Source organism: Flavobacterium sp. GQ95 (assembly GCF_059758655.1).
This window is the reverse complement of the sequence record NZ_JCAXEB010000003.1, coordinates 77,261-100,012: the sequence shown is the minus strand read 5'-3', so window position 1 is coordinate 100,012 and position 22,752 is coordinate 77,261. Positions and strand designations below refer to the sequence as shown.

The 22,752-nt window shown below is 33.3% G+C and carries 20 protein-coding genes; 7 read left to right on the top strand and 13 right to left on the bottom strand.

Features of this window, described 5'->3' with window-relative positions; translation table 11 throughout:
* Positions 1 to 25 precede the first annotated feature (25 nt).
* The gene (locus tag AC6CH4_RS07490; protein WP_498101678.1) at positions 26 to 232 is read right to left on the bottom strand and encodes a hypothetical protein; all 207 of its coding nucleotides are present in this window, start codon (positions 230 to 232) and stop codon (positions 26 to 28) included.
* Positions 233 to 518: 286 nt separating this feature from the next.
* Here AC6CH4_RS07490 and AC6CH4_RS07485 point away from each other — a divergent pair, with 286 nt between their 5' ends.
* Positions 519 to 905 (top strand): VOC family protein, encoded by a 387-nt coding sequence (locus AC6CH4_RS07485; RefSeq protein ID WP_498101676.1) that lies wholly within the window; start codon positions 519 to 521, stop codon positions 903 to 905.
* A gap of 13 nt (positions 906 to 918) precedes the next feature.
* Here AC6CH4_RS07485 and AC6CH4_RS07480 read toward each other — a convergent pair whose 3' ends face one another.
* The 7 genes from AC6CH4_RS07480 to AC6CH4_RS07450 all read right to left on the bottom strand — a co-directional run bounded on the left by AC6CH4_RS07480 (position 919) and on the right by AC6CH4_RS07450 (position 7,462).
* The gene (locus tag AC6CH4_RS07480) at positions 919 to 2,283 is read right to left on the bottom strand and encodes a glycine-rich domain-containing protein (protein ID WP_498101674.1); all 1,365 of its coding nucleotides are present in this window, start codon (positions 2,281 to 2,283) and stop codon (positions 919 to 921) included.
* A gap of 65 nt (positions 2,284 to 2,348) precedes the next feature.
* Positions 2,349 to 2,795, bottom strand: a complete 447-nt coding sequence (locus AC6CH4_RS07475; protein WP_498101672.1) for a VOC family protein — start codon at positions 2,793 to 2,795, stop codon at positions 2,349 to 2,351.
* A gap of 90 nt (positions 2,796 to 2,885) precedes the next feature.
* Positions 2,886 to 3,290 (bottom strand): VOC family protein, encoded by a 405-nt coding sequence (locus AC6CH4_RS07470; protein ID WP_498101670.1) that lies wholly within the window; start codon positions 3,288 to 3,290, stop codon positions 2,886 to 2,888.
* A gap of 74 nt (positions 3,291 to 3,364) precedes the next feature.
* Positions 3,365 to 3,868: an endonuclease V gene (locus AC6CH4_RS07465; RefSeq protein WP_498101668.1), complete on the bottom strand. Its 504-nt coding sequence runs from the start codon at positions 3,866 to 3,868 to the stop codon at positions 3,365 to 3,367.
* Positions 3,869 to 3,887: 19 nt separating this feature from the next.
* On the bottom strand, positions 3,888 to 4,703 hold the full coding sequence (locus AC6CH4_RS07460) for a DUF5684 domain-containing protein (protein ID WP_498101666.1): 816 nt from the start codon (positions 4,701 to 4,703) through the stop codon (positions 3,888 to 3,890).
* 73 nt (positions 4,704 to 4,776) lie between these two features.
* On the bottom strand, positions 4,777 to 6,111 hold the full coding sequence (locus AC6CH4_RS07455) for a sensor histidine kinase (protein WP_498101664.1): 1,335 nt from the start codon (positions 6,109 to 6,111) through the stop codon (positions 4,777 to 4,779).
* Between the two features lies 1 nt (position 6,112).
* Complete coding sequence (locus AC6CH4_RS07450; RefSeq protein ID WP_498101662.1) at positions 6,113 to 7,462, bottom strand: sigma-54-dependent transcriptional regulator; 1,350 nt, start codon at positions 7,460 to 7,462, stop codon at positions 6,113 to 6,115.
* A gap of 273 nt (positions 7,463 to 7,735) precedes the next feature.
* Between AC6CH4_RS07450 and AC6CH4_RS07445 the strand changes: the two genes are divergently transcribed.
* From AC6CH4_RS07445 to AC6CH4_RS07420, 6 genes are all read left to right on the top strand, one after another.
* Positions 7,736 to 8,449 carry an ABC transporter ATP-binding protein gene (locus AC6CH4_RS07445; protein WP_498101660.1) on the top strand — a complete coding sequence of 238 codons (714 nt, stop codon included), beginning with the start codon at positions 7,736 to 7,738 and terminating at the stop codon, positions 8,447 to 8,449.
* 4 nt (positions 8,450 to 8,453) lie between these two features.
* The gene (locus tag AC6CH4_RS07440) at positions 8,454 to 10,865 is read left to right on the top strand and encodes an ABC transporter permease (protein WP_498101658.1); all 2,412 of its coding nucleotides are present in this window, start codon (positions 8,454 to 8,456) and stop codon (positions 10,863 to 10,865) included.
* Positions 10,866 to 10,907: 42 nt separating this feature from the next.
* Complete coding sequence (locus tag AC6CH4_RS07435; RefSeq protein WP_498101656.1) at positions 10,908 to 13,325, top strand: ABC transporter permease; 2,418 nt, start codon at positions 10,908 to 10,910, stop codon at positions 13,323 to 13,325.
* A 367-nt stretch (positions 13,326 to 13,692) separates the two neighbouring features.
* Positions 13,693 to 16,041, top strand: coding sequence for a TonB-dependent receptor (locus AC6CH4_RS07430; protein ID WP_498101654.1), 2,349 nt, complete (start codon positions 13,693 to 13,695; stop codon positions 16,039 to 16,041).
* A 74-nt stretch (positions 16,042 to 16,115) separates the two neighbouring features.
* Positions 16,116 to 17,351: a DUF4374 domain-containing protein gene (locus AC6CH4_RS07425; protein ID WP_498101652.1), complete on the top strand. Its 1,236-nt coding sequence runs from the start codon at positions 16,116 to 16,118 to the stop codon at positions 17,349 to 17,351.
* Between the two features lie 114 nt (positions 17,352 to 17,465).
* Positions 17,466 to 18,728 carry a PepSY-associated TM helix domain-containing protein gene (locus AC6CH4_RS07420; RefSeq protein WP_498101650.1) on the top strand — a complete coding sequence of 421 codons (1,263 nt, stop codon included), beginning with the start codon at positions 17,466 to 17,468 and terminating at the stop codon, positions 18,726 to 18,728.
* Positions 18,729 to 18,833: 105 nt separating this feature from the next.
* Here AC6CH4_RS07420 and AC6CH4_RS07415 read toward each other — a convergent pair whose 3' ends face one another.
* From AC6CH4_RS07415 to AC6CH4_RS07395, 5 genes are all read right to left on the bottom strand, one after another.
* Positions 18,834 to 19,151 carry a MazG-like protein gene (locus tag AC6CH4_RS07415; RefSeq protein WP_498101648.1) on the bottom strand — a complete coding sequence of 106 codons (318 nt, stop codon included), beginning with the start codon at positions 19,149 to 19,151 and terminating at the stop codon, positions 18,834 to 18,836.
* 3 nt (positions 19,152 to 19,154) lie between these two features.
* Positions 19,155 to 20,069, bottom strand: coding sequence for a helix-turn-helix domain-containing protein (locus AC6CH4_RS07410; protein ID WP_498101646.1), 915 nt, complete (start codon positions 20,067 to 20,069; stop codon positions 19,155 to 19,157).
* A complete protein-coding gene (locus AC6CH4_RS07405; protein WP_498101644.1) occupies positions 20,053 to 20,391 on the bottom strand; it encodes a hypothetical protein in 339 nt (112 codons plus the stop codon). The genes AC6CH4_RS07410 and AC6CH4_RS07405 overlap by 17 nt, the downstream gene beginning before the upstream one ends.
* Before the next feature lie 13 nt (positions 20,392 to 20,404).
* On the bottom strand, positions 20,405 to 21,211 hold the full coding sequence (locus tag AC6CH4_RS07400; protein ID WP_498101642.1) for an SDR family oxidoreductase: 807 nt from the start codon (positions 21,209 to 21,211) through the stop codon (positions 20,405 to 20,407).
* A 159-nt stretch (positions 21,212 to 21,370) separates the two neighbouring features.
* The gene (locus AC6CH4_RS07395; RefSeq protein WP_498101640.1) at positions 21,371 to 22,645 is read right to left on the bottom strand and encodes a bile acid:sodium symporter family protein; all 1,275 of its coding nucleotides are present in this window, start codon (positions 22,643 to 22,645) and stop codon (positions 21,371 to 21,373) included.
* Positions 22,646 to 22,752 lie beyond the last annotated feature (107 nt).

Here is a 22,752-nt window from a genome sequence, read left to right as displayed (position 1 = left end):
TGACATTCCATATGTTCTTTTGTATTTACAAATTCCTTGACTTAATTTCTTTATTCAAGAGACTTAAATTTATCAACAGAGGAAAAAAAGTAACCGGTAATATAAAAACAGGAATAATTGTGGCAATAGCTAAGACATAAATAACGCCGAATGCAATCGAAACACTTTTAAACAAGGTTTTCTTTTTTATCAATTCTTCATTTGTCAATTCTTCGTAAATATTTTTCTTCATAATTGGTTTATTTATTTTGGAATTTGGTTTTAAATTTCTGCTAACTCAAATAACAATAAACAGTTGTTATTCAAGCGAATATAATACTATTTTTACTTTTATTAAACCTTTTTAAAATTGAATTGGTTATAATTTCGAGGATTATCACATTGAAAATTTCTTTAAATCCTTAAGAAAATGATCCAATTAAATAGATTTATACGGGTACCAAATAACGCTTTAATTTTTCTTGTATATTTATGATAATCAAAGGAATGAACGAGAAATCAATATTAAATAAATGTTTATGACTGCTATTAAAACAACCTTAAAACCTTTTCTGACTGTAAACGATGGTATAAAAGCCGTTGAATTTTATAAATCAGCTTTTGGGGCCACTGAAGTAAAAAGATTTGAAATGCGAGATCAAAAAATTTCTTCAGTCATTGAAATCGAAAACGCCGAATTTTATCTAAGCGATGAAGAGCCTAAAAATGGTAATCTAAGTCCTGATCTAAAATCAAATAGCGCTATCAGAATAATTTTGGAAACTAAAAATGCGGACGAAATATTTCAAAAGGCCCTAGGATTTGGTGCTACAGAAATTTGCCCTATAAAAACCGAGGAAGACTGGAGAATTGGAAAATTAAAAGATCCTTTTGGGCACATTTGGGAAATTGGTTATACTTTATAAGAAATATAACAATCTAATCTCCGCCGCAGCCTCCACAGGAGCTTCCGCATGAACTGCTGCAAGAGCTCCCACAGGAACTTCCACAACTGGATCCACCACCAGAATCAGTATTTCTATTTAAATAGCCGGTCAAGGGAAGAAAAGAACTAACTAATACTACTTCGCCATACAGAAAATAATTCCAGTGCCAGTCTTTTTCAGCTTCCGACTTCAATTTTTCATTTGTAAAAACTAATGGTATTGTACTGCTAAACAGGTAATTTATTATTTTATTAAAATAAATTTTAGTTGTTATTAAAAGGGCAAAAACAGTAAATAATAAAAAAGTTATAGGTTTGTCTCTTGAAATTCCGGAAATAATTCTGCTAAAACCAATACTTAGCAAGAGTCCGAAAATTAGCAATACAATTTTTATAATTTGCATAAATTGCTTTGAGTCTACAATGGTATTCCTAATTCTGCCAACCGATTTTGCTATCTGTTCATATATTGGATTTCGCGCTACTATTCTAAATAATTGAGGATACGGCATCGGTTCGTATTCTTTCATGATTTCAATAACACAATTTTCATATTTATCATCAGTCAAACTTTCGTCAATCAAATTTAATCTGTTATTACCTAAAACTACAATTTTCTTATTGCTGATTAAATTATTTACGACACCATGAATGACAAACTCTAATTTATTATGCTGAAGAAAAACCAATTCAAAAGGGCTTAGATTTACTAAAATGAAATTTGATCGTATACGCTCATAAAAAGATGCGAAAGCTATTTTTGTAAAACGCATTAACAAAACGATTACCGCTGCAAACAATAAAATGTAAATAATTAAAAAATCAGGGTTTCCAATTTGTATGAGAATGGGTTTGATTATATAATAAACTGGAAAAATAAGAACTGCAAATAGTCCAATAAATACTCTTTTTAGTTTATCAATTTCAATCTTGCTTTTATCTAAATTTAAAGAATCAAGTTCATTGCTATACTCCCAAAATTCTTTCGGTTGTTTACCGAAGTTCTGCTCATACAATTCTTTTGTTCTTTCTTTCGCTTTATGAAATTTTTCCGCTTCAGATCGATTATGAGTCGACGGAATATGCTCTATTTTTTTAGATAAAAGGGTACAAAAATCAGTATAAGAAGAAGTGAAAATTAAATGTTGGTGCCAGACAATATCAACAATTTCTGAGGGAGAAACCATTTCATTAGCAACAGCGGCGAGATACATGAATTTTTTATATTCAAGAATTGCTTTTTTTGCAAAATAAATAGTCCATTTATTTTCAAACGCTAATCTTGTAAGAAATCCATATCGATCATTTGGATTATCCAATTCAAATTTTAAAACTCCATTCCAAAGTGTTGTGTTCATCAATGTTGTTTATTTTACTTTCAATTGATTTAAAAAGTAAACTTTAAAATTAAGATTTGGTAATTTTAATTAAGTTGTTCCGCGAGTCCAATTAAAATCCCTTCGGGTCCATGAATGTAGCAAAGTTTATACGAATCCTGGTATCGGACTACTTCTCCAACAAGTTGGGCGCCACACTTGTAAAGCCTGGTAAGTGTATCGTCAAGGTCGGCAACAGTAAACATAGCACGCAGGTAGCCGAAAGCATTAACGGGAGCATTACGGTGATCCGCTATCACATTTGGATTTATAAATCGTGATAGCTCGAGGCGACTGTGACCATCTGGAGTGACCATCATGGCAATTTCGACATGTTGATCACCAAGCCCTGTTATACGCCCAGCCCATTCCCCTTCAATGGTTGCCCTTCCTTCTAAATTTAGGCCAAGTTCAACGAAAAAAGAAATTGCATCGTCAAGGGATTCTACCACGATGCCAATATTATCCATTCGTAGCAAATTATTATTTTTCATAGTTAAAGATTAAGTTGAAACGATTCTCATTAAGGTAAAATTCCATTAGAAATAATACGTTTTTCAAATTATTATATTAATCGTTCTTTATTATATCGGTTCCCAAAGTTCTATTTTATTGCCATCAGCATCCATAATATGAACAAATTTTCCGTAATCAAAAGTGGCAACTTCATCCAGAATGGTAACTCCGTTTTCTTTAAGGTTTTCCAAAAGTCCTTCAAGGTTCTGAACTCGGTAATTAATCATAAACTCTTTTTTGGATGGGGCAAAATAATTATCTCCTTTTTTAAAAGTACTCCACTGAAGCGCTTCGATTTCATCCGGATTATTGATGTTTCTGGATTCAAAAGTCGAACCCCAATCGTTTACATCAAGTCCTAAATTTTTTGCATACCAATCTTTTGTATCCTTCGGATTATCTGAAAAGAAGAATATCCCGCCAATTCCTGTCACTTTTGGTGTTTTGTCTGATTCTTTTTGTGAGTCTTCCATAGTTTTTGATTTTAATTATACTTTTACAAATTTAAGTTATATAGTATTTATATTACCTTAAGGCGAATTAAATCTTATATCTCCTTAGTCAGCCGATCCATTTCTTTTAGCAAAGTGGGCATTCTAAATTCACCGGCCATACTTTCTACTTTCTTGAAAGCATCATCCAATTCAATTCCGATTGCTGTAACGTATAACGGCTTTTGACTATCACCTCTCAATAAGCTGCGTTTCTGTTTTTCGATAGAAGCAAAATTAGTTTTGGCAACACCAATTATTGGAATTTCATGATTCAGTTTTTCATATAAATGACCTCCTAAACCGTATTTCTTTTCATCATCTAAATAAACAAATCCATCTACAACAATTGCCTCAACCTTTTTTAAATCGATTTGATTTAGTAAACTCAAAATACAAGGCAATTCTCTTTTGTAAGATTCTCCCGGAATATATTCTGCTACATTATCGATTATTTCTGTGTGAATTTTGAAATCTGTACTTTGATTCCATTCCTGAAATTCCAGACAAACTGTTTTTGCTTTGCCGTCGTAATAATAAGTATCGAATGCTAATATCATAAACTAAATTTAATCGTGATCAGGATAAAACATTTTCTATTTTTGTTTCGGACTTTACATCTTCAGCAAAACTCACTTTCCCATAAAACACAGCTGGTACTAAAGTCATTCCGAGTGCGAGTTTAGCATCAAATCCATTTTCTTCGGCAATTTCTTTATTGATTGAATACATTAAAAAGTAACTAAGGAAAGGAACATATACTAGTACAATCCAGAAAACAGGCTTTCCTGCAATCCTAATTAAAGTCAATTTATTGAGTACAGGAACTAAACTATACCATTTATTCTCCTCATATTTTTTGAAAAGAAAAAACAAATTGAAGTGATATAGCAGTATCAGTATAATAAATATTCTAGTTTTCATAACTCCAATAAGTAAAAATATATCACGAGAAATAATCGCATCTTTAAGATATTGAAACGGAAAAACAAATTCAGTATATAAAAAATTAAATTGAGGTCTTTCTAAAATAGATGGCCTATCCAGCAAACCCAGAATTCCTACTTCATGAGGTACTGTTATATCTTCATAAAGCAGTTTATAAAAGCTGAAATTAACTATATAATTAAAGAGGTTAGACAAGAACAAAATAGAAAAAGACATGATAATTAAATCAATATAATTTTTCTTGTATTTGATGTATTCTAAAAATGACAGCAGTATAATAGCCACAAAAAAATAAGGGAATAAAATATACAGAAAATAGAAAGTGCCTGAAGAAGGGTAAAAATCTTTCTCTAGTGTAAAATGAAGATGTAGTTTTTCTAGGATACAGTACAACAAAACAAACAAAGAATATTTTAAAGCAATTTTAAAATCAAGTTTTAAGTCCATTTATTTAGTAGGTTTGGTTTTTGGTTGGTTTTTAATGCTAATATAAATTTATTTTTCTTTAAATTATTAAAAATCAATTCTCCACCAGACAAATCTCAAAAACAGTTTTTCCAACTTCGCTTTTATATGAAATATAGCCTCCGTGTGCTTCAATAATATTTTTGGATAAAGTCAGTCCAATTCCGGCGCCTTCATTTCTCGTCGTGAAAAACGGCAGAAATATTTTGTCTTCAATTTCTTTTTCGATTCCATTTCCATTATCTGTTATTCTAATGAAAGTTCGATTGTCTTTGGCCTCCGCCGAAATTAAAATTTCTTTTTGTTTGACTTCTTTTAAAGCATGAATGCAATTGGTTAATAAGTTGATCAGAACCTGCTCAATCTGTTGAGCATCGACATTTACCCAACGTTTGAACCCTATTTCATTTACAACTTCAATTCCGTTTTCTTTAAATAACGGATTCATTACCTGAATACCATTTTCAATCAAATAATCTATTTCTATCTTTTCCTTTTTCGGAGAAGGCAACATGGCGAGTTTTCGATACCCTTCCACAAATTTTTGAAGATGATCACTTCGTCTCAACATCGTTTCGACACTGTTTTTTACATCTTCTAAATCTTCTGCGGACAACGAATCCTGCTCCACCAAATCCTGCAAATTCTGGCAAATGGATCGAATTGGTGTTATTGAATTCAAAAGTTCATGCGAAATCACTTTCATCAGATTCACCCAGGCATCTTTCTCTTTTTTCTCCACTACATTCTGAATCGAATCCAACAAGACAATAAAATAATCTTTCTCAAATATTTCTGTTCTGGAAGCCTGTAAAACAAAGGTTTGCTTGTTTTGCTCGTTAATGCTGATTTCTACTGAAGTTTTTATTTCCTGAAAATCATCTTCTTCAATAATTTCACATAATGAGGGCAACTGATTTTTCAGGTATTTCCATTTTGAAACTTTCGGAACATTAAACTGGCTGGAGAAATATTCATTCATCAAAAAAACATTCCATTCTGCATCTTGTTTTTGCAAAATGATAATTCCGGTTTCAATATTATTTAAAATCGAACGGTAAATAATGTCTTTTGAAACCTGTTCGTTTTGTTTATTTTTCAGCGTATCGTACAATTGAAACAAATCATCATAACTTTTATTGAATTTATGTTTCGAAAAATCTGAAGTAAAATCATTTTGCAGGATCGAAGCAATTGTTTTGTCATACAACAAAACAAAATTTCGAACATAAAAATACATTTCGCGGACCAGCAAAAAGACAATAAACAAACCAAATACCCCCGTAAAAAGCAGTTCTTTTTTAAAAAAGTAAATCGAAATTTCGATTCCGGCGACAATCGCAATCAATCGCAAAAACAGAAGCTGGTACGTTCTAAATTTTCTAAACATATTAATTCAGATTGATATTATATTTCTCTAAACGACGGTATAAAGCACCACGTGACAATCCTAACTCTTCGGCCGTTTTGCTGATATTATTATTGTTTTTTAATAGCGCTTTCTCAACCGTAGCTTTTTCTACAGAAGAAAGCTGAATATCATCTGTATTTTCTTCATAAGCCGTTATGGTTTCTAAATCCAAATCAGAAACTGTGATTTTATTGTTTTCACAAAGAATAACGGCACGTTCAATTTTATTTTCCATTTCACGAATGTTCCCGTTCCAGGCGTGTTTTTCAATTTGTTCCAATACTTTTTTGTCGAAAGTGATTTCGTCTCTTCCGTATTTGGCAATCATTTTTTCAAGAAGATATTCGGCTAGCGGAATTTTATCGTCATTTCGCTCACGCAATGGAGGCAAAACAATTTCCATTGTATTGATTCGGTAATACAAATCTTCCCTGAAATTTCTATCGGCGACTTCTAGTTTTAAATTTAAATTGGTTGCCGTAATAATTCTAACATTTAAAGGTCTTGGTTTAGTTTCTCCCAATCTTGTTACCGTTTTGGTTTGAATTACCTGCAAGAGTTTAGATTGTAAATGCAACGGAACATTTCCAATTTCATCTAAAAATATAGTTCCGTTTTGCGCCATTTCAAAGCGTCCTGGAGTGTCCAGTTTGGCATCTGTAAAAGCGCCTTTGGCATAGCCGAATAATTCACTTTCGAAAATATTTGAATTTAAAGAACCTAAATCGACTGCTATAAAAGGATTGTTTTTTCGTTCCGATTGACTGTAAATATGATGTGCCAACACAAATTTTCCGGTTCCGTTCTCACCCAGAATCAAAACATTGGCGTCTGTTTTCGCTACTTTATCGGCGAGAGAATAAGCCTTTTTTATAATTTCAGAAGTTCCAACAAAAAAGTCATTTTCAATTTCGATGCTCTTCGTTTTCTTTTGATCTTTTCTGGCTTTATCGACGGCCTGTTTTACCGATTCCAACAGTTTTTTGTTTTCCCAGGGTTTTAGTATATAATCAAAAGCACCATTTTTTAATCCTTCAACAGCGGTTTCAACCTTTCCAAAAGCCGTCATTAAAATCACAACTGTTTTTGGCGAAAGCGTTTTTATTTCTTTCAACAAATACAAACCTTCCCTTCCATCTTCAAAACCAATTCGGTAATTCATATCTAATAAAACGACATCGATAGTTTTTTTCGACAATAATTCGACAATATTTTTCGGATTATTGAGTGTATAAATGTCTTCAAAATACTTTTTCAGGAACACTTTCGACGCAAAAAGGATGTCTTCCTGATCATCGATGATTAAAATTGAAGCATTTGTTTTTTTCATTGTTGTTCGGTTTTGGACGAAAGCTGTCCAATTATGGACACTTTCAATTTTTTATAAAAAATAAAAATGTAAAAATAAGGCAGTTACGGTTTTTAAATTTTTGGCACGAAAATCACATTTAGACTAACAAATCATCAAATATGAGAATCATTATTGCTGGTAAAAGTAACAAAAATAGATATTGAACAACTATATTGTTAATTATCTTAATTTCGAACCTGTTTCTATTATTCGGCAATAAATAATTAAATCATCAATCTTAAAACAACAATTATGATCAACATTACAAAACTTTCAAAAATCTTTAGAACCGAAGAAGTAGAAACAAATGCATTAAGCGAAATTTCATTAACCGTAAACGAAGGGGATTTTATATCCATCATGGGGCCATCCGGAAGCGGAAAATCAACTTTACTAAATATTATCGGTTTATTGGACAGCGCTTCTGGTGGAAGTTATCAACTTTTAGGTCAGGAAATGATTGGCACTAAAGAAAAAGCAAAATCAAAAGCCAGAAAAGAAAATATCGGTTTCATCTTTCAGAATTTTAATTTGATTGATGAATTAACTGTTTTTGACAATATCGAATTGCCGCTTATTTACAACAATGTTCCTGCTTCTGAAAGAAAGAAAAAAGTGCAGGATATTGCCACTATATTAAATATTTCGCACCGCTTGAAACATTATCCGCAGCAACTTTCCGGAGGTCAGCAACAACGTGTGGCGGTGGCAAGAGCTTTAATCAATGACCCAAAAATTATTTTGGCCGATGAACCTACAGGAAATCTGGACAGTAAAAATGGTAATGAAGTAATGGAATTATTGACTGATCTTCATGCCAGCGGTTCCACAATTTTGATGGTTACACACTCCGATTACGATGCTTCTTTCTCTCAAAAAACTATTTTGATGAAAGACGGAATTATACTTTCTGAAAAAGTGAACAAAAGAAATGTCGATGTTTTTGCAGCAACTCAAAACAACTAAAGTCATGCTAAAAAACTGGATCAACATATTTATATATCACGTCAAAAACAACAAACTTTTTACAAGCTTGAATGTTCTGGGCCTGAGTATCGGAATTGCAGGATTAATTTTCGCTACTTTATATTGGAACGAGGAACATTCGTATGATGAATGGAATCCCGAAAAGGATAAAATTTACGCTGTTATAAATGATCTTGGTGGTGGTAATGTTTGGGCTGTAAATTCGCCTATACCAGCTCCAATCTTAAAATCAACTTCTTCAGCTTTGCAGGAATATTGCTATTTCAATACTTTTTACACTAAAGAAACGATACAATGTAACGGCAAAATAGAATTGATCGATAAAATTTTCTCAGCACAAGGTAATTTCTTTTCTTTTTTCCCTTTTGAGTTTATTCAGGGAAGTGGAAAAAGTGCCATCCATGATCGTAACAGTATCGCTTTATCTGAAGAAACAGCTTCCCGTTTGTTTAAAAATGAAAATCCAATGGGCAAACAAGTTAAATACGCTGAGAAATTTTTCGTTATTCGCGGTGTCTATCGCTTATCGGAAAAATCTTCTGTAATGCCCGCTGCTGTGACCACTATAGTTGAGGAGGATCTGGAAAGAAACAAAGAAAACTGGGGTTTTAGCTACGGCTTAATGCTAAAATTAAAAAAGCAAAGCGACACAACTGCTGTCCTCAAAAATCTAAATGAAATCTATGTTGAGTATAACTACAAAAAACAGGCAAAAGACGAAGGTATTAGCTATGAAATGTATTTAAAAAAATATGGACAAGTCACCAAAGCGAAATTACTTCCGTTTGCTGGCTCACGACTTTTTCAGGGAAATTATCCTTTTCCGGAAGGAACTGCAAATCTTCAATTTTTAAGGATCTTAATGGGATTATCCATCCTAATACTATTGTTGTCGATTGTAAATTATATTAATCTCGCTACCGCAAATGCTATAAAACGTGCCAAAGAAGTTGGAGTAAGAAAAATTGTGGGTGCAACAAAACCGCAAATTATTGCCCAATTCGTATTTGAAACCACCTTAATTACATTGTTTTCTCTCTTATTGGCATTAGTAATTGTTGAACTTTCTTTGCCTTTTTACAATTCACTTTTAAGCAAAAATATAATTCTGGAAGGCTCTCAGTTTTATTTGCAACTGATATTCATTTTTATAATTGTCATTTTAGTTTCCGGAGTTTTGCCTGCCATTTATATTTCAAATTTTGAGCCTTTGAAGGTTTTAAAAGGAAATTTCTCCCGAAGTAAAAACGGAATCTGGCTTAGAAACGGAATGCTGGTTTTACAATTTGCCATTGCCACCTTTTTCATCATTGGCTCCTTCATAGTGTACCAACAGGTAAACTTTATGACACAGAAAGATTTAGGTTTTAAAGGAGCACAAGTGATGGATATTTCTTTTAAACCTAAAAGAGGTCAGAAACAATTTGACAGATACAAAACAATCAAACAGGAACTTTTAAAAATAAAAGGCGTTCAGGCTGTTTCTGCAGGAGTATTTTCTATTGGAACGAATATTAATTCGTGGTCTGGTTTGCATTATAAAACCAATAAAGAAGTTATAACGCAGCAAATGGCTATTGATTTTGGAATGCTCGATGTTTTAGGAATTCCGGTAATAAAAGGAAGGGACTTATCAGCCAAATTTGCCTCAGACAGTATCAGCAGTGTTTTACTGAATGAAACTGCGGCTAAAACATTGTTGGAAAAAGATCCTCTAAATAAAGAAGTTGTTTGGGATGGTAAAAAATTCAAAGTGATTGGGATTGTAAAAGACTTCCATTATTTTGGGCTTGATAACCCAATTTCTCCAATGGTTTTTTTACATATAACTGCTATCGAACGAATGCAGCAAGATTTAGCTAATATTTCCGTGAAAATTGCACCACAAGAAATGCCTGAAACAATTGCTGCCCTGGAAAAATTCTGGACAACAAAAGTCGATACAGAATATCCGTTCGAATTCAACTTCGTGGATAGAAACTTCGCCAGAACTTATAAAAGATATCAGGATCAAAGTCAGTTATTTTCACTCTTAAACGGAATTGTAATTCTGATTGCCGTCTTCGGATTGTTTGCCCTGGCTTCTTTTTCTATGGAAAGAAGATTGAGAGAAATTGCCATCAGAAAAACATTGGGAGCTGAAACGAATATTTTACTGAAAGAATTATCGAAACAATATGTGATTTTCTGTTTGATTGGATTTTTCATCGGAATAATTCCTGCCTATCTTTTATTGCGAAAATGGCTTGAAAATTTTGCTTTCAGAATTGATATTCCTGTGCTGCCCTTTTTTGTTGCACTTATTGCTTTAATGTTTTTGACCTTAACAATTGTGCTGGCAAAAGCCTATCAGGTAACCAAAATTGATATTTTGAAATACTTAAAATATGAATAAAAAGTATATGCACCTTTTTACTTTTAACGCCATAACCAAACTATGATACTAAACTATATCAATATATTTATTTACCAATTAAAGCACAACAAGCTTTTCTCTTTTCTGAATATTCTCGGATTGTCAATTGGAATTTCCGGGCTGATTTTTGCACTGCTTTACTGGAACGACGAACAAAATTATAATGCCTGGAATCCTGAAAAAGAGAATGTTTATCAGGTTTTGGTTCAGGTAACCGATATGCCGGCTTGGTCAGACTGTGCATTATTCCTGAAACCTGCTTTAGATGAAGATCCTAATGTCGAAAGCATAATGTACGCTGACTACTGGTATCAAAAGGATAAAATTATTTACAAAGGAAAAAAGGAATTTGTAGATAAAATTGTCAATGTCGAACAAAATTTCTTTTCTTTTTTTCCTTTCGAAATTATTCAGGGCGATGCAATTTCAGCTATAAAAGATGATTCCAGCATTGCTATTTCAGATAGTACGGCTAAAAGGATTTTTGGAAATGAAAACCCTATTGGAAAACAAATAAAATGCTTTGGCCAGCTGTTTTCTGTACGGGCCGTGTATCATATTCCCGGAAATTCTTCGATTGCGCCAAATGCCATCATCAATAAAATGAAGGAACTGACAACTTCCGGTCATATAAATCCGTTTATTTTAAAGTTATTATTAAAAATTAAAGACCCGTCAAAAATTGATCTTACAAGAAAGAAACTCGAAAGAATTTACAACCACGATTTTATTACACGACTTTCCAAAGAAGCAGGTTTTACACCCGAAGAAATGGCTAAAAAAGTAGGTTATTTTACGGTTATCCTTGAACCTTTATCAAAAGCCAGATTACATTCTATAGCAGACGGATATCCGGAATCACGGGGGAATTATCAGTTTTTAATGATCATGATGGGTTTGTCTTTTTTGATTCTCATTTTGTCGATCGTTAATTACATCAATCTCGCAACTGCTAATGCGGTAAAGCGAGCGAAAGAAGTTGGAGTACGTAAAATTTCGGGTGCATCAAAAGGCGATATTGTTAGTCAGTTTCTTTTTGAAACGGTTTTAACCACGAGTTTTTCTATTTTAATGGCCTTAGTAATTGTAGAACTAACTTTGCCGTATTACAACAACTTTTTAAACAAAAACCTTGTACTTCTTGCCAGTCAGTTTTACATACAATTGCTATTGATTTTTATCATTACAATTTTGGCGGCAGGATTATTTCCGGCCATTTATATATCCAATTTCGAAACTTTTAAAGTTTTGAAAGGAAATTTCGGAAGAAGCAAAAACGGAATCTGGCTTCGTAATGGAATGCTTATTTTTCAATTTGCAATTGCGGCCTTTTTTATAATCGGTTCTAATATCGTTTATCAGCAAATTCAATATTTGCAAAATAAAGATCTCGGTTTTAAAGGTGATCAGGTTCTTACAATTCCATTAAATATTCCGTTGGCAGAATATACATCCGAAAATGCAGAACAAACCATTTCTGCTAAATACAATACTTTAAAACAAGAATTGGGAAAAATTAAAGGTGTTGAACAAATTTCAACCGGACTTATTTGTTTTGATGGATCTGATAACTCGATTTCACCCGTTCTTTATAACAATGAACTTTTTAAAGAAAGAGGTATCGCTTTAGACTATGGTTTACTTGAAATGCTGAATGTTAAAATGAAAGAAGGCAGAAATTTTGATAGAAAATTAGCTTCGGATACGGTTAATTCGGTTATAATAAATGAAAGTGCTTTAAATCTAATGAAGCTTAAAAATCCTATTGGGAAAGAACTTCTGATACGCGATCAAAAATTAAAAATCATTGGTATTGTTAAAGATTTCAATTTACTGAGCCCGGAATTAAAAGTGCCGCCAATTGTTTTCTATCACATTAAAACCTTTAGTATGGCGCACAACATCAACAGGGTTTACATAAAAGTAAAATCTGGCAATCTGGAAACTACGATTAAAAGTATTGAAAAATTATGGGCAAAAGTGGATACCGAATATCCTTTTAGATATGATTTTGTTGACAAAGAATATGCGAGAACCTATGAATCGTATGTGAAGCAAAAAAACTTGTTTTCATTGCTAAACATTGTAGTAATTCTAATTGCGCTTTTTGGTTTATTCGCTTTAGCATCGTATTCGATACAAAGACGTATGAAAGAAATCGCCATCAGAAAAACGCTTGGCGCAGAAACAAATGTGCTGTTGAAAGAATTATCGAAACAGTATGTTGTGTACTGCATCATTGGTTTTGTAATTGCTTTGTTTCCGGTTTATTTTTTATTGAATAAATGGCTCGAAAATTTTGCTTTTAGAATAGATATCAGCATCATTCCGTTCGTTTTAGGGTTTATTATTTTATTGGTTTTGACTTTAATAATTGTTCTTTCAAGAGCTTATTCGGCTACAAAAACTGACATCTTACAGTATTTGAAATATGAATAAAACAAAGTATCATTTTTAATTTGACTAAAAATACTGCAAAGTATTATATAAAAATCTCCATGATCAGTTACTTGATTATGGAGATTTTTTATTCTCATCTTCAAAATCTCAATCTGACCTTTTTGACTGGTCATTAGTAAGTTATTTCAATCAAAATAAATTTAAAATTACAATTACGAATTAAATTTATTAAGCAAATATTAAGACAAACTTAATTTTATCTTAAAATAACGTTTGATTATTTATTAAAATCACATTTTAAACAAATGAATTTATTTTTATTTAGAATAATTAAATATAGTGTTGTTTAAATTGTTTTTGGAACTTAATTTTGTGCCGAATTTAGTATCGAACCAAAATTGAACCAATGCAAACAAGAAGAATAATAATCCTGATTGTAATCTTAATCAGCTCATTTCAGGGTTATTCGCAAAAAAACAATGCAAATCTAACTGGTGTAATCCTGACAAACGGCGGTAAACCTGCTGAAGGTGTTTCGGTGGCATTAAAAGGAACAGCATTTTCTACCCTGACAAATGAAAAAGGAGAATATGAACTTAATGTCGCTCCTGGAGACTATACTTTATCAGTAAGTTATATTGGTTATAAGCCAAAACAAACCACAATAAGTCTGGGCCAATCTAAAAAGACGATTCCGAATATTACTATTGAAGAAGATGTTGCAGCCTTAAACGAAGTTCAGGTCAACGGAAAATCTAAAGTGCAGCGCGTTCGCGAACAAGCTTTTAACATTACGGCTGTCGATTTAAAAAAACTTTACAACACTTCTTCTGATTTAAATCAGATTCTAAACAGAACAACCGGTGTCCGTGTAAGGGAAACAGGCGGAATGGGATCTTCATTTAATTTTTCTTTGAATGGATTTTCGGGAAATCAGATTAAATTTTTCATGGACGGAATTCCGATTGACAATTACGGATCCTCTTTTACACTAAACAACATTCCGGCAACCATGGCTGAAAGAATTGATGTGTACAAAGGTGTTGTGCCAATTGAACTTGGCGGAGACGCATTAGGAGGTGCTGTAAATATCGTAACTAACAAAAGCACCAGACGTTACATTGATGCCTCATACAGTTTTGGGTCATTCAACACGCATAAAGCAGCTGTAAATACTCGTTTTACCAGCAAAAATGGTTTTGTAACGAATTTGAACGCTTTTCTTAATTACTCTGATAACAGTTATAAAGTTGATGCTCAAATTCCGGATCCTTTTTCGGGAGTTTATGGGCCGGTACAAGAACTGAAACATTTTCATGACGGGTACAAACAAGGAACCATTATGGCCGAAGTTGGTGTTAAAGACAAAAAATACGCCGATTATTTATTAGTAGGTTTTGCGGCAAGTGCCAATAAAAAAGAAATTCAGCAAGGAACAACAATGCTTAGAGTTGTTGGAGATGCTTTTACTGATAGTCAGAATTTTGTTCCGTCTTTGAAATACAAAAAGACAAATCTGTTTGTTAAGAATTTGACGGCAAGTTTAGATGCTTCGTATAATATTGCTCAGGAACGTACAGTCGATACATCATCGGCAAGATATGACTGGTCTGGTCATTATGAAATAAAAAATTATGAAAGCGGTGGAGAAATTAACCTCGAGAAAACCCTAATGGTTTTTGATGTAAAATCGCTTCAGAGTAATGCCAATCTAAAATATGATTTGAATGAGAATAGTGCGTTTGCTTTCAATTATACTTTTTTAGGATATAAGCGTACAGAAAACAACGAACGTGATGCCGATTATATCATTACAAAACCTTATATCAACAAAAATATTTTAGGTCTTGCTTATAATTTGTCAGCGCTTCAAAAAAGATTATCCTATACAGCCTTTGCCAAAATGCTTGATTTAAAAGGTGAAATTACTACTCAGGAAGAAGAAGTTATAAAACCAACATTCAACAATTTAGGTTACGGAACTGCAGCAGCTTATTTTATTATTCCGGAACAATTACAAGTAAAGGCATCGTACGAACACGCTTACCGACTTCCATCTGCACTTGAATTATTGGGTGATGGCGGAATAAGAATAAATCCGAATCCCAATCTTAAGCCGGAAGAAAGTGATAACGTGAATCTTGGTTTTTCTTATAAAAAACTTTATCCAGTTCATTCTTTTGGATTCGAAGGGAATTTTCTCTACAGAAAAGCACAAAACTTTATCCAGCCCAGACTTGACGGAAACAAAAGTATTAATGTCAATTTCAAAAATATCCAGGTCACCGGAGTTGACGGAGTTTTCCATTATGGTTACAAAGATTTGCTCGCCTTTGACTTAAATGCAACCTATCAAAAAACGCTGAATATGGATAACACACTTCAGCCAGGAACAAATCAAACTAATTATTTGTATAAAACACAAGTGCCTAATGTTCCTATTTTTTATGGAAACGCCAATATTGGTTTCTTCTTCAAAAAATTAAAATATGAAGATGATTTATTTAGTGTAAACGTATCGAGCAGTTTTGCAGATAGTTATTATTTGAATCCTCCTACTTTGGGAAGTCAGAATAAAAAAGAAATTCCACAGCAAATTTACTTCTCAGCCTCTCTGTCGTATACGCTTAAAAACGGAAAATACAATATCGCTTTAGAGTGTTTCGACTTTACAAATGAAAAACTGTACGATTATTATAACGTACAAAAACCGGGAAGATCGTTCACACTCAAACTAAGATATTTCATGATGTAAATCTGAAAATTAAAATAATTCAATACCGAAATCTGTGATTTACAACAGATGATAATTAACTAAAATCGAATACTATGAAAACAATTAAAATTAAAAATCTATTAGCAGTTACGCTACTTTCAGCAATGCTATTTTCATGCAGCAGTGACGATCCAACAGGAGAGCAAGTTGCACCAGGAAGTAAATATGTACTTGGATATCAAACTGATACATGGAATACTAATTATATGTATAGTTTTGACTCTCTGGAAGAATTAATGAGTGGAAATGTTGATATGACAGGTAAAGGAATCGAACAGGGAGGATCTTATATTCCGGTTGCCAATACAATGTTTGCCTGTGACAACGAAATTGAAGGTGCAGCTCCATTCTACTTAAATTCTGCAAGCCAGCTTGTAGCAGGAAACCGCGTTTTCATAGAATCAACTTATGCATATGGGGTAACAGATGATGACAAACTATTAATTATTGGGGCTTCCTGGGAAGGAACTTCAACATCAAACGAGCTGATTATTTACGATCCGGTAAAACAAGCTATCAGCAATCGTAAATTTAATGATTTCTCTACAGGAAATGGTTATTTTGATTTCCCAACCGGAGTGACTGTAAGTGGAGATAAAATTTATGTTTCAGTTTTCAACAGAAATTCAGACTGGGATATGAAACAAGAAAAAGCATGGATAAGAGTTTATGACTATCCATCATTAAATTTTGTAAAAAGAATCGAAGATACTCGTACAACTGCTGTGGGTATGTACTATACAAATACAGGTATTATCCGTACTGTTTCTGGTAATGTTTATACATTTTCTTCTAATGCAATGGCTGCAGGATACGAATTTCCGGAAGCAGATAAAAAATCAGGAATTTTAAGAATCAATAAGGGAACAACAGAATTTGACTCTTCCTACTTTTTCGACATTTCATCAAGTTCATTAAATGGAAAAGTAGTTGCGGCTTATCCGCTTGGAGGCGAAAAAGCATATATCGTTTATATTCCAACAGCAGACGACACAGCAAACTGGGGATTCCTGAACCATGTTTCATACAAATTCAAATCAGCAATCGTAGATCTTCCATCTAAAAAAATTACTCCGGTTACAGGATTACCTGGACACGCCGGTGATAGTTATTATGGTGTTGGAAGTTTATACTATGAAAATGGATTCGCATACAAAGCTTTTGTAACAAATGAAGAAGTACGTTTTTACAAAATTAACCTTGAAACAGGTGCTGCAACAGCTGGGGCGAAAGTAACCGGAGGTGGAACTGATATTTCAGCCTTAACAAGATTGTCGCCAAAACAATAATTTATCCTTTTTTCTTAATTACAGCCATATAATCATTGTTATTTCAGCAGTGATTATATGGTTTTTTAACTAAGACCGATTTCATTTATTATCCAATATCATAATCCAAAAATAATGACCGTTATCAAAAAACCAGCCGCTAAGCCCAACAGTAAATCCAAATCTCGTTTTCGCAAAATTAACGATTGGCTGCATTTGTGGTTGGGATTAATTTCAGGGGCGATTGTTTTGGTAGTTTGCATTACGGCTTGCATTTGGGCATTTAACGAAGAAATTACCGATTTGCTGAATCCTAAAAGTAAAGTAGAGATTCAGAATAAACCTGTTATCAGTCCGTCAAAAATCGCTGCTATTGCGGCAGAAAAATTTCCACATAAAAAAGTTTCTTCAGCCATTTATAAGCAAGGAAGAACAATTAATGTAGAAGTGGGCGATTGGGAAGATAAAATAAGATATACGTTAAAACTAAATCCTTACAACGGTGAAGTTGTTGATACGGAAACACATTATAAAGATGAATTTGTGTTTTTTGACTGGATACTAAAAGGACATCGTTTTTTGTGGCTTCCATGGAAAATTGGAAGGCCAATCGTTAATTATGCAACGCTGACTTTTGTTATAATTTTGATTACAGGATTAGTGTGGTGGTATCCTAAAAAATGGAATAAAACAACCCGTGACAAAAGCTTCAAAATAAAATGGAAAGCCAACTGGAAACGTGTTAATATTGATTTGCATAACGTATTAGGTTTCTATTCCATGATTTTTTTGGCAGCAATTGCCTTAACCGGAATGGTTTGGGGAATTGAATGGTTTAGTGAAGGATTGTATTTTACCACTACAGGAGGTGAAAAACTTGTTGAATGGAAAGAAAAAGAATCTGATTCACTCCAAAAAGGAAAACACTTCAGTGCTCAAAAAGTCATGGATATCTGTTGGGATAAAGTGGTTGCCGAAAACCCAAATTCAGGAGGATTTTATTATAGTTATCCTGATACTACCAATGCAAAAGCCAGTATTTATATGATGGCTTATCCTAAAAGAGGGCAATTTTATAATTCTAATTTTTACTATTTTGATCAGCATACTGCAAAGCGATTAACTGATGAAGCCCTTGACAGCAAAAGATACGACGAAGTTGGTTTTGGAGGCAAACTCCGCAAAATGAATTATGACATTCATGTCGGGAGTATTTTAGGTTTTCCCGGAAAAGTACTGGCCTTTTTAGCTGCATTTATTGGGGCAAGTTTGCCCGTAACAGGATTCATTATCTGGTACAACCGAAAATGGGGAAACAAAAAGAAGAAAACCGAAAAGAAAAGCTGGCGAAAGCAAATAAAAACGCTGTTGAATAGAAAAGATGTTGTTGAAATTTGATTTTTTCAGATTATTAGAAACATAAAAAAACTCCATCAGTCGCGGCTGATGGAGTTTTTTTTGTATTAATAAACGAAAGAAACAAAATTAAAATTGATTATTATTCTAAAATAATTTTCCTGTTTTAGTTAAAAATTCCTCTGTAGCTTTTTCAATATCAATATTCATTCTTTGAGCCAAAACGGTAAGCCACCAAATCGATTCTCCTATTTTATGTTTCAGTTCATCGTCGGTATTTGACTTTGGCCATCTTCCTTGTTGCGACATTACATTTCTGGCAACCAAACCTGCATCTGTTAAAAAAGCCAATGCATCTTCTTCTACTGTCCACTCACTTCCGTGATGGGTAAACTCTAACTCACGATATTTTGCTCTTATTTTTAAAGAACGTTCTTTTAGCTGCTCAAAATTTAGTGATGCCATAATTTAATTTTTATTAAATAACTCCTGAAAAGCAACCGGACTAACATTCGTTTTTTTCTTAAATAATTTATTGAAAGATTGAGGATGTTCAAAACCTAACTTATAAGCGATTTCTGAAATGGAAAGCGTTCCTTTTGCAATATATTCTTTTGCTTTTTCGATCAATTTATCATGGATAAACTGTTGTGTGTTTTGTCCCGAAATACTACGTAACAAATCGCTTAAATATCTTGATGATAATTGCAGTTCATCAGCTACGAATTGTACCGTTGGCAAACCATTTCCCATCGGTTTTTCAGTAGTAAAATAATCTTCCAGCAGATTTTCAAGTTTCGAAAGCACATCGTTATTAACCGCTTTTCGGGTTATAAACTGCCTGTTATAAAAACGATTGCTGTAATTAAGCAAAAGTTCTAATTGCGAAATGATTACATCCTGACTAAAGTTATCAATTCGCTGGTTTAGTTCCTCCTGAATATTAGCAAAAACGGCCAGAATCGTTTTCTTTTCTTTCTCCGATAAGTACAAAGCTTCAGCCGCTGAATACGAAAAAAAACCATACTTTTTAATATTCTCATTTAAAGAATACGACCGCATAAAATCAGGATGAATATTAAGCGACATTCCACTATAATCAGCTTCTTCTTCCTGCATTTTCAAAATTTGTCCGGGCGCAACAAATGACATTCCGCCTTCTTCAAAATCATAAAAACCATGTCCGTAACGCAATTTTCCGGAGAAATTTGTTTTAAAAGATATCTTGTAAAAATCTAAAATGATTCCCTGCTCAAAATCCTTTGGATCAAAAATCGCTTCACCATAATTCAAAACGCTAATAAGCGGGTGCATCGGTTTTGGCTGCCCCATCGCTTTATGCAATTCTGATATTGACTGGAATATTCTAGGCTGATTTTTCATTTTTGGAAATACTATTGTACAAATTTACAAAATGTTCTACTGGTGCAATGTTCCAGCTTACCGTACTTTGATCGATCATATCGTGTACAGCAGAATCGCTCAATTCTGACATTAATTTATGCATTGCATTAGTGCCGTCTTCGGTACTATCCCACACAAGCATGTCGCAAACAACTCCCTTTTTTAATTCGAAAATGGTTCTGGAGCAAAATCCTTTTTGGCGTTTTAAAAATGCATCAATTTCTGCATTCGCGTCAATAAATTGTTGTGTTGTACAACCATTGAGTTTAAAAGTAGTCAATTCTATCGCTTTATTTTTCATCTGATTTCTCAAATTAAAAAGTAAACATAGTTTTAATGTTTTGCACCTGAGTTTCGGCACCCAATTTTAAACGTTCATCATATAAAGCATTTGCATCATTTCCGGCAACATATCGCAGTTGATTTTTATTATCAGTTGCAGCTTCATAAATAATTTGGGCAACATCTTCGGCTTTCGTGTAATTTTCCAGTTTTTCAGGACTATAGCCTTTACTAACTTCAGCAGTTAGTTTTTCATAAGCTTTATGTTGTCCTAATTCCATAGAACGAATGGCAAAGTCAGTTTGCATTCCGCCCGGCGCGACTACTTTTACCTGAATTCCAAATTGAACTAATTCAGATGCCAAACTTTCAGAAAAACCATCAACAGCAAATTTTGTAGCGCTGTAAATAGAACAAGTTGGAAAACCCATTAATCCAAAAGTAGAAGTGATATTAATAAAAGTACCGTTTTTCTTCTCGCGAAAATGAGGTACAAAAGCCTTCGAAACTTTAATAACGCCTAATAAATTGGTCTCAATTTGACGCTCAATTTGTTCTTCTTCCAAAGATTCTAAAGCACCGATTAAACCATATCCCCCATTGTTCAACACAACATCAACAGTATATTTATCTGTAACATTTTTAATAGTTGATTTTATTTGTTCCGAATTAGTAACATCTAACGGAAGTACAATTACATTTTCTAATTGATTTAGTTCGGTTTCTTTTTCAGGATTACGCATAGTGGCAATTACCTGCCAGCCTTTACTCTGAAATAATTTTGCTGTCGATTTTCCTAATCCTGTTGAGGTCCCTGTAATAAAAATTGTCTTTTGCATTTTTTAATTGATTTAAAATTATAATGCAAAGATGGCCTGAAGTCTAAAATTGGAATTAGCCGTTTTGGAGTTTGCATTAGCCAAAATGACGGATAACAAAAAACTCCATCAGCTGTGGCTGATGGAGTTTTTAAATATCTTTTATAAAAAACAGAAAAATCAGGAAACAATTTCTTCTTCCTTATCTTCTTTTCTACCCCAATAATTAGCTAAGACAGAACCGGAAACATTCATCCACGGGCTAAATACCGCAGAAGCTAAACCTAAAGTTGCTAATTTTCCCATGGAGCCTGCTAATCCTGATGCCATTCCGCCGTTTTGTAAGCCTACTTCAAAAGCAATGGTTTGAGAACTTTTTTTGTCCAAACCACTTATTCTGCTCACCCAATAACCAAAAAAGTAACCTGCTCCATTATGCAATACAGAAGCTAAAAAGAGCAAAAATCCAATCTGAATTAAATTATCTCTACCTGCAGCAGTTGTAACCAATGTAAAATAGATTATTCCAAACATGGAAAAATAAGGCATAATAGCATCTATTTTCGGATATACTTTATACAACAAATGGTACAATGAACCTACGATAAAAGCGCCACATAAAAAATTTATAATTTCTAATACATGTTCAAAATCGCTGCCTTCTGCAATGGCAAAAGAATCTCCAAAGAAAAAAACAATCGCAAGCCAAATCGCTGACAACAGTGTCAGGAAATAGATTCGTTTTCGTGCTGTACTGCCATAGGTTTTCAAAATATCATGAATCATTGCAGCCGCTAAAGGCACCAATACAATTTTGATAATTTCCATCATCATATTAAAAAAATGAACCTCGACCATGGTTCCGGCGAATATCTTCATTAAAAAGGGAGTCATAATCGGTGCTGCCAACGTAGACATTGCCGTCACCGTAACAGACAGAACCAAATTTCCTTTGGCAATATAAGTCATAACATTCGAAGCTAAACCACTGCTGCAAGAACCAATCAGAATAATTCCAGCGGCAATTTCAGGCTCAAAACCAAATGTTTTGGCAATAATAAAACCTGTAAGCGGCATAATTGTAAAATGTCCCAACAAACCAATAAGGACACCTTTTCCCGATTTTCGAATTCCTGTAAAATCTTCGATACTCATTTGCGTTCCCATTCCGAACATTACCATTTGTATGATGATTAGAATCAGCCATTTATTACGCATGTCAAAATCGCCTACATGCAGAAAAAATTCCGGATATAATAATCCGGCACAAACAGCAGTAATAATCCAAAAAGTATATTGATATCCTGCTAAAACTTTCACATGCCCAATTCCAATAGCAACAGCTGAAAAACCTAATATCAATGCAACTTTCCAAATAATATCCGCTTGCTGCAACCAGCCTAAACCGGCAATAATGAAAAATATCGGAGCAAACCAAAGAAAATATTTACGCATACAATATGTTATTATTAAACCATATAAGTCATATAAGATTATTTAAGCTAAATTAAATAAGGACTTCATTAAGATCATTTAAGTTAAACTCTAAAAACCAACTTAAT

What these genes read in the sequence shown, in the direction of transcription:
- AC6CH4_RS07455 (WP_498101664.1), bottom strand. Translation starts at nt 6,111, where the DNA reads ATGTTTAGAAAATTTAGAACGTACCAGCTTCTGTTTTTGCGATTGATT.
- AC6CH4_RS07490 (WP_498101678.1), bottom strand. Translation starts at nt 232, where the DNA reads ATGAAGAAAAATATTTACGAAGAATTGACAAATGAAGAATTGATAAAA.
- AC6CH4_RS07435 (WP_498101656.1), top strand. Translation starts at nt 10,908, where the DNA reads ATGATACTAAACTATATCAATATATTTATTTACCAATTAAAGCACAAC.
- AC6CH4_RS07470 (WP_498101670.1), bottom strand. Translation starts at nt 3,290, where the DNA reads ATGGAAGACTCACAAAAAGAATCAGACAAAACACCAAAAGTGACAGGA.
- AC6CH4_RS07415 (WP_498101648.1), bottom strand. Translation starts at nt 19,151, where the DNA reads ATGGCATCACTAAATTTTGAGCAGCTAAAAGAACGTTCTTTAAAAATA.
- AC6CH4_RS07475 (WP_498101672.1), bottom strand. Translation starts at nt 2,795, where the DNA reads ATGAAAAATAATAATTTGCTACGAATGGATAATATTGGCATCGTGGTA.
- AC6CH4_RS07465 (WP_498101668.1), bottom strand. Translation starts at nt 3,868, where the DNA reads ATGATATTAGCATTCGATACTTATTATTACGACGGCAAAGCAAAAACA.
- AC6CH4_RS07425 (WP_498101652.1), top strand. Translation starts at nt 16,116, where the DNA reads ATGAAAACAATTAAAATTAAAAATCTATTAGCAGTTACGCTACTTTCA.
- AC6CH4_RS07445 (WP_498101660.1), top strand. Translation starts at nt 7,736, where the DNA reads ATGATCAACATTACAAAACTTTCAAAAATCTTTAGAACCGAAGAAGTA.
- AC6CH4_RS07405 (WP_498101644.1), bottom strand. Translation starts at nt 20,391, where the DNA reads ATGAAAAATAAAGCGATAGAATTGACTACTTTTAAACTCAATGGTTGT.
- AC6CH4_RS07420 (WP_498101650.1), top strand. Translation starts at nt 17,466, where the DNA reads ATGACCGTTATCAAAAAACCAGCCGCTAAGCCCAACAGTAAATCCAAA.
- AC6CH4_RS07480 (WP_498101674.1), bottom strand. Translation starts at nt 2,283, where the DNA reads ATGAACACAACACTTTGGAATGGAGTTTTAAAATTTGAATTGGATAAT.
- AC6CH4_RS07450 (WP_498101662.1), bottom strand. Translation starts at nt 7,462, where the DNA reads ATGAAAAAAACAAATGCTTCAATTTTAATCATCGATGATCAGGAAGAC.
- AC6CH4_RS07400 (WP_498101642.1), bottom strand. Translation starts at nt 21,211, where the DNA reads ATGCAAAAGACAATTTTTATTACAGGGACCTCAACAGGATTAGGAAAA.
- AC6CH4_RS07395 (WP_498101640.1), bottom strand. Translation starts at nt 22,645, where the DNA reads ATGCGTAAATATTTTCTTTGGTTTGCTCCGATATTTTTCATTATTGCC.
- AC6CH4_RS07485 (WP_498101676.1), top strand. Translation starts at nt 519, where the DNA reads ATGACTGCTATTAAAACAACCTTAAAACCTTTTCTGACTGTAAACGAT.
- AC6CH4_RS07460 (WP_498101666.1), bottom strand. Translation starts at nt 4,703, where the DNA reads ATGGACTTAAAACTTGATTTTAAAATTGCTTTAAAATATTCTTTGTTT.
- AC6CH4_RS07440 (WP_498101658.1), top strand. Translation starts at nt 8,454, where the DNA reads ATGCTAAAAAACTGGATCAACATATTTATATATCACGTCAAAAACAAC.
- AC6CH4_RS07430 (WP_498101654.1), top strand. Translation starts at nt 13,693, where the DNA reads ATGCAAACAAGAAGAATAATAATCCTGATTGTAATCTTAATCAGCTCA.
- AC6CH4_RS07410 (WP_498101646.1), bottom strand. Translation starts at nt 20,069, where the DNA reads ATGAAAAATCAGCCTAGAATATTCCAGTCAATATCAGAATTGCATAAA.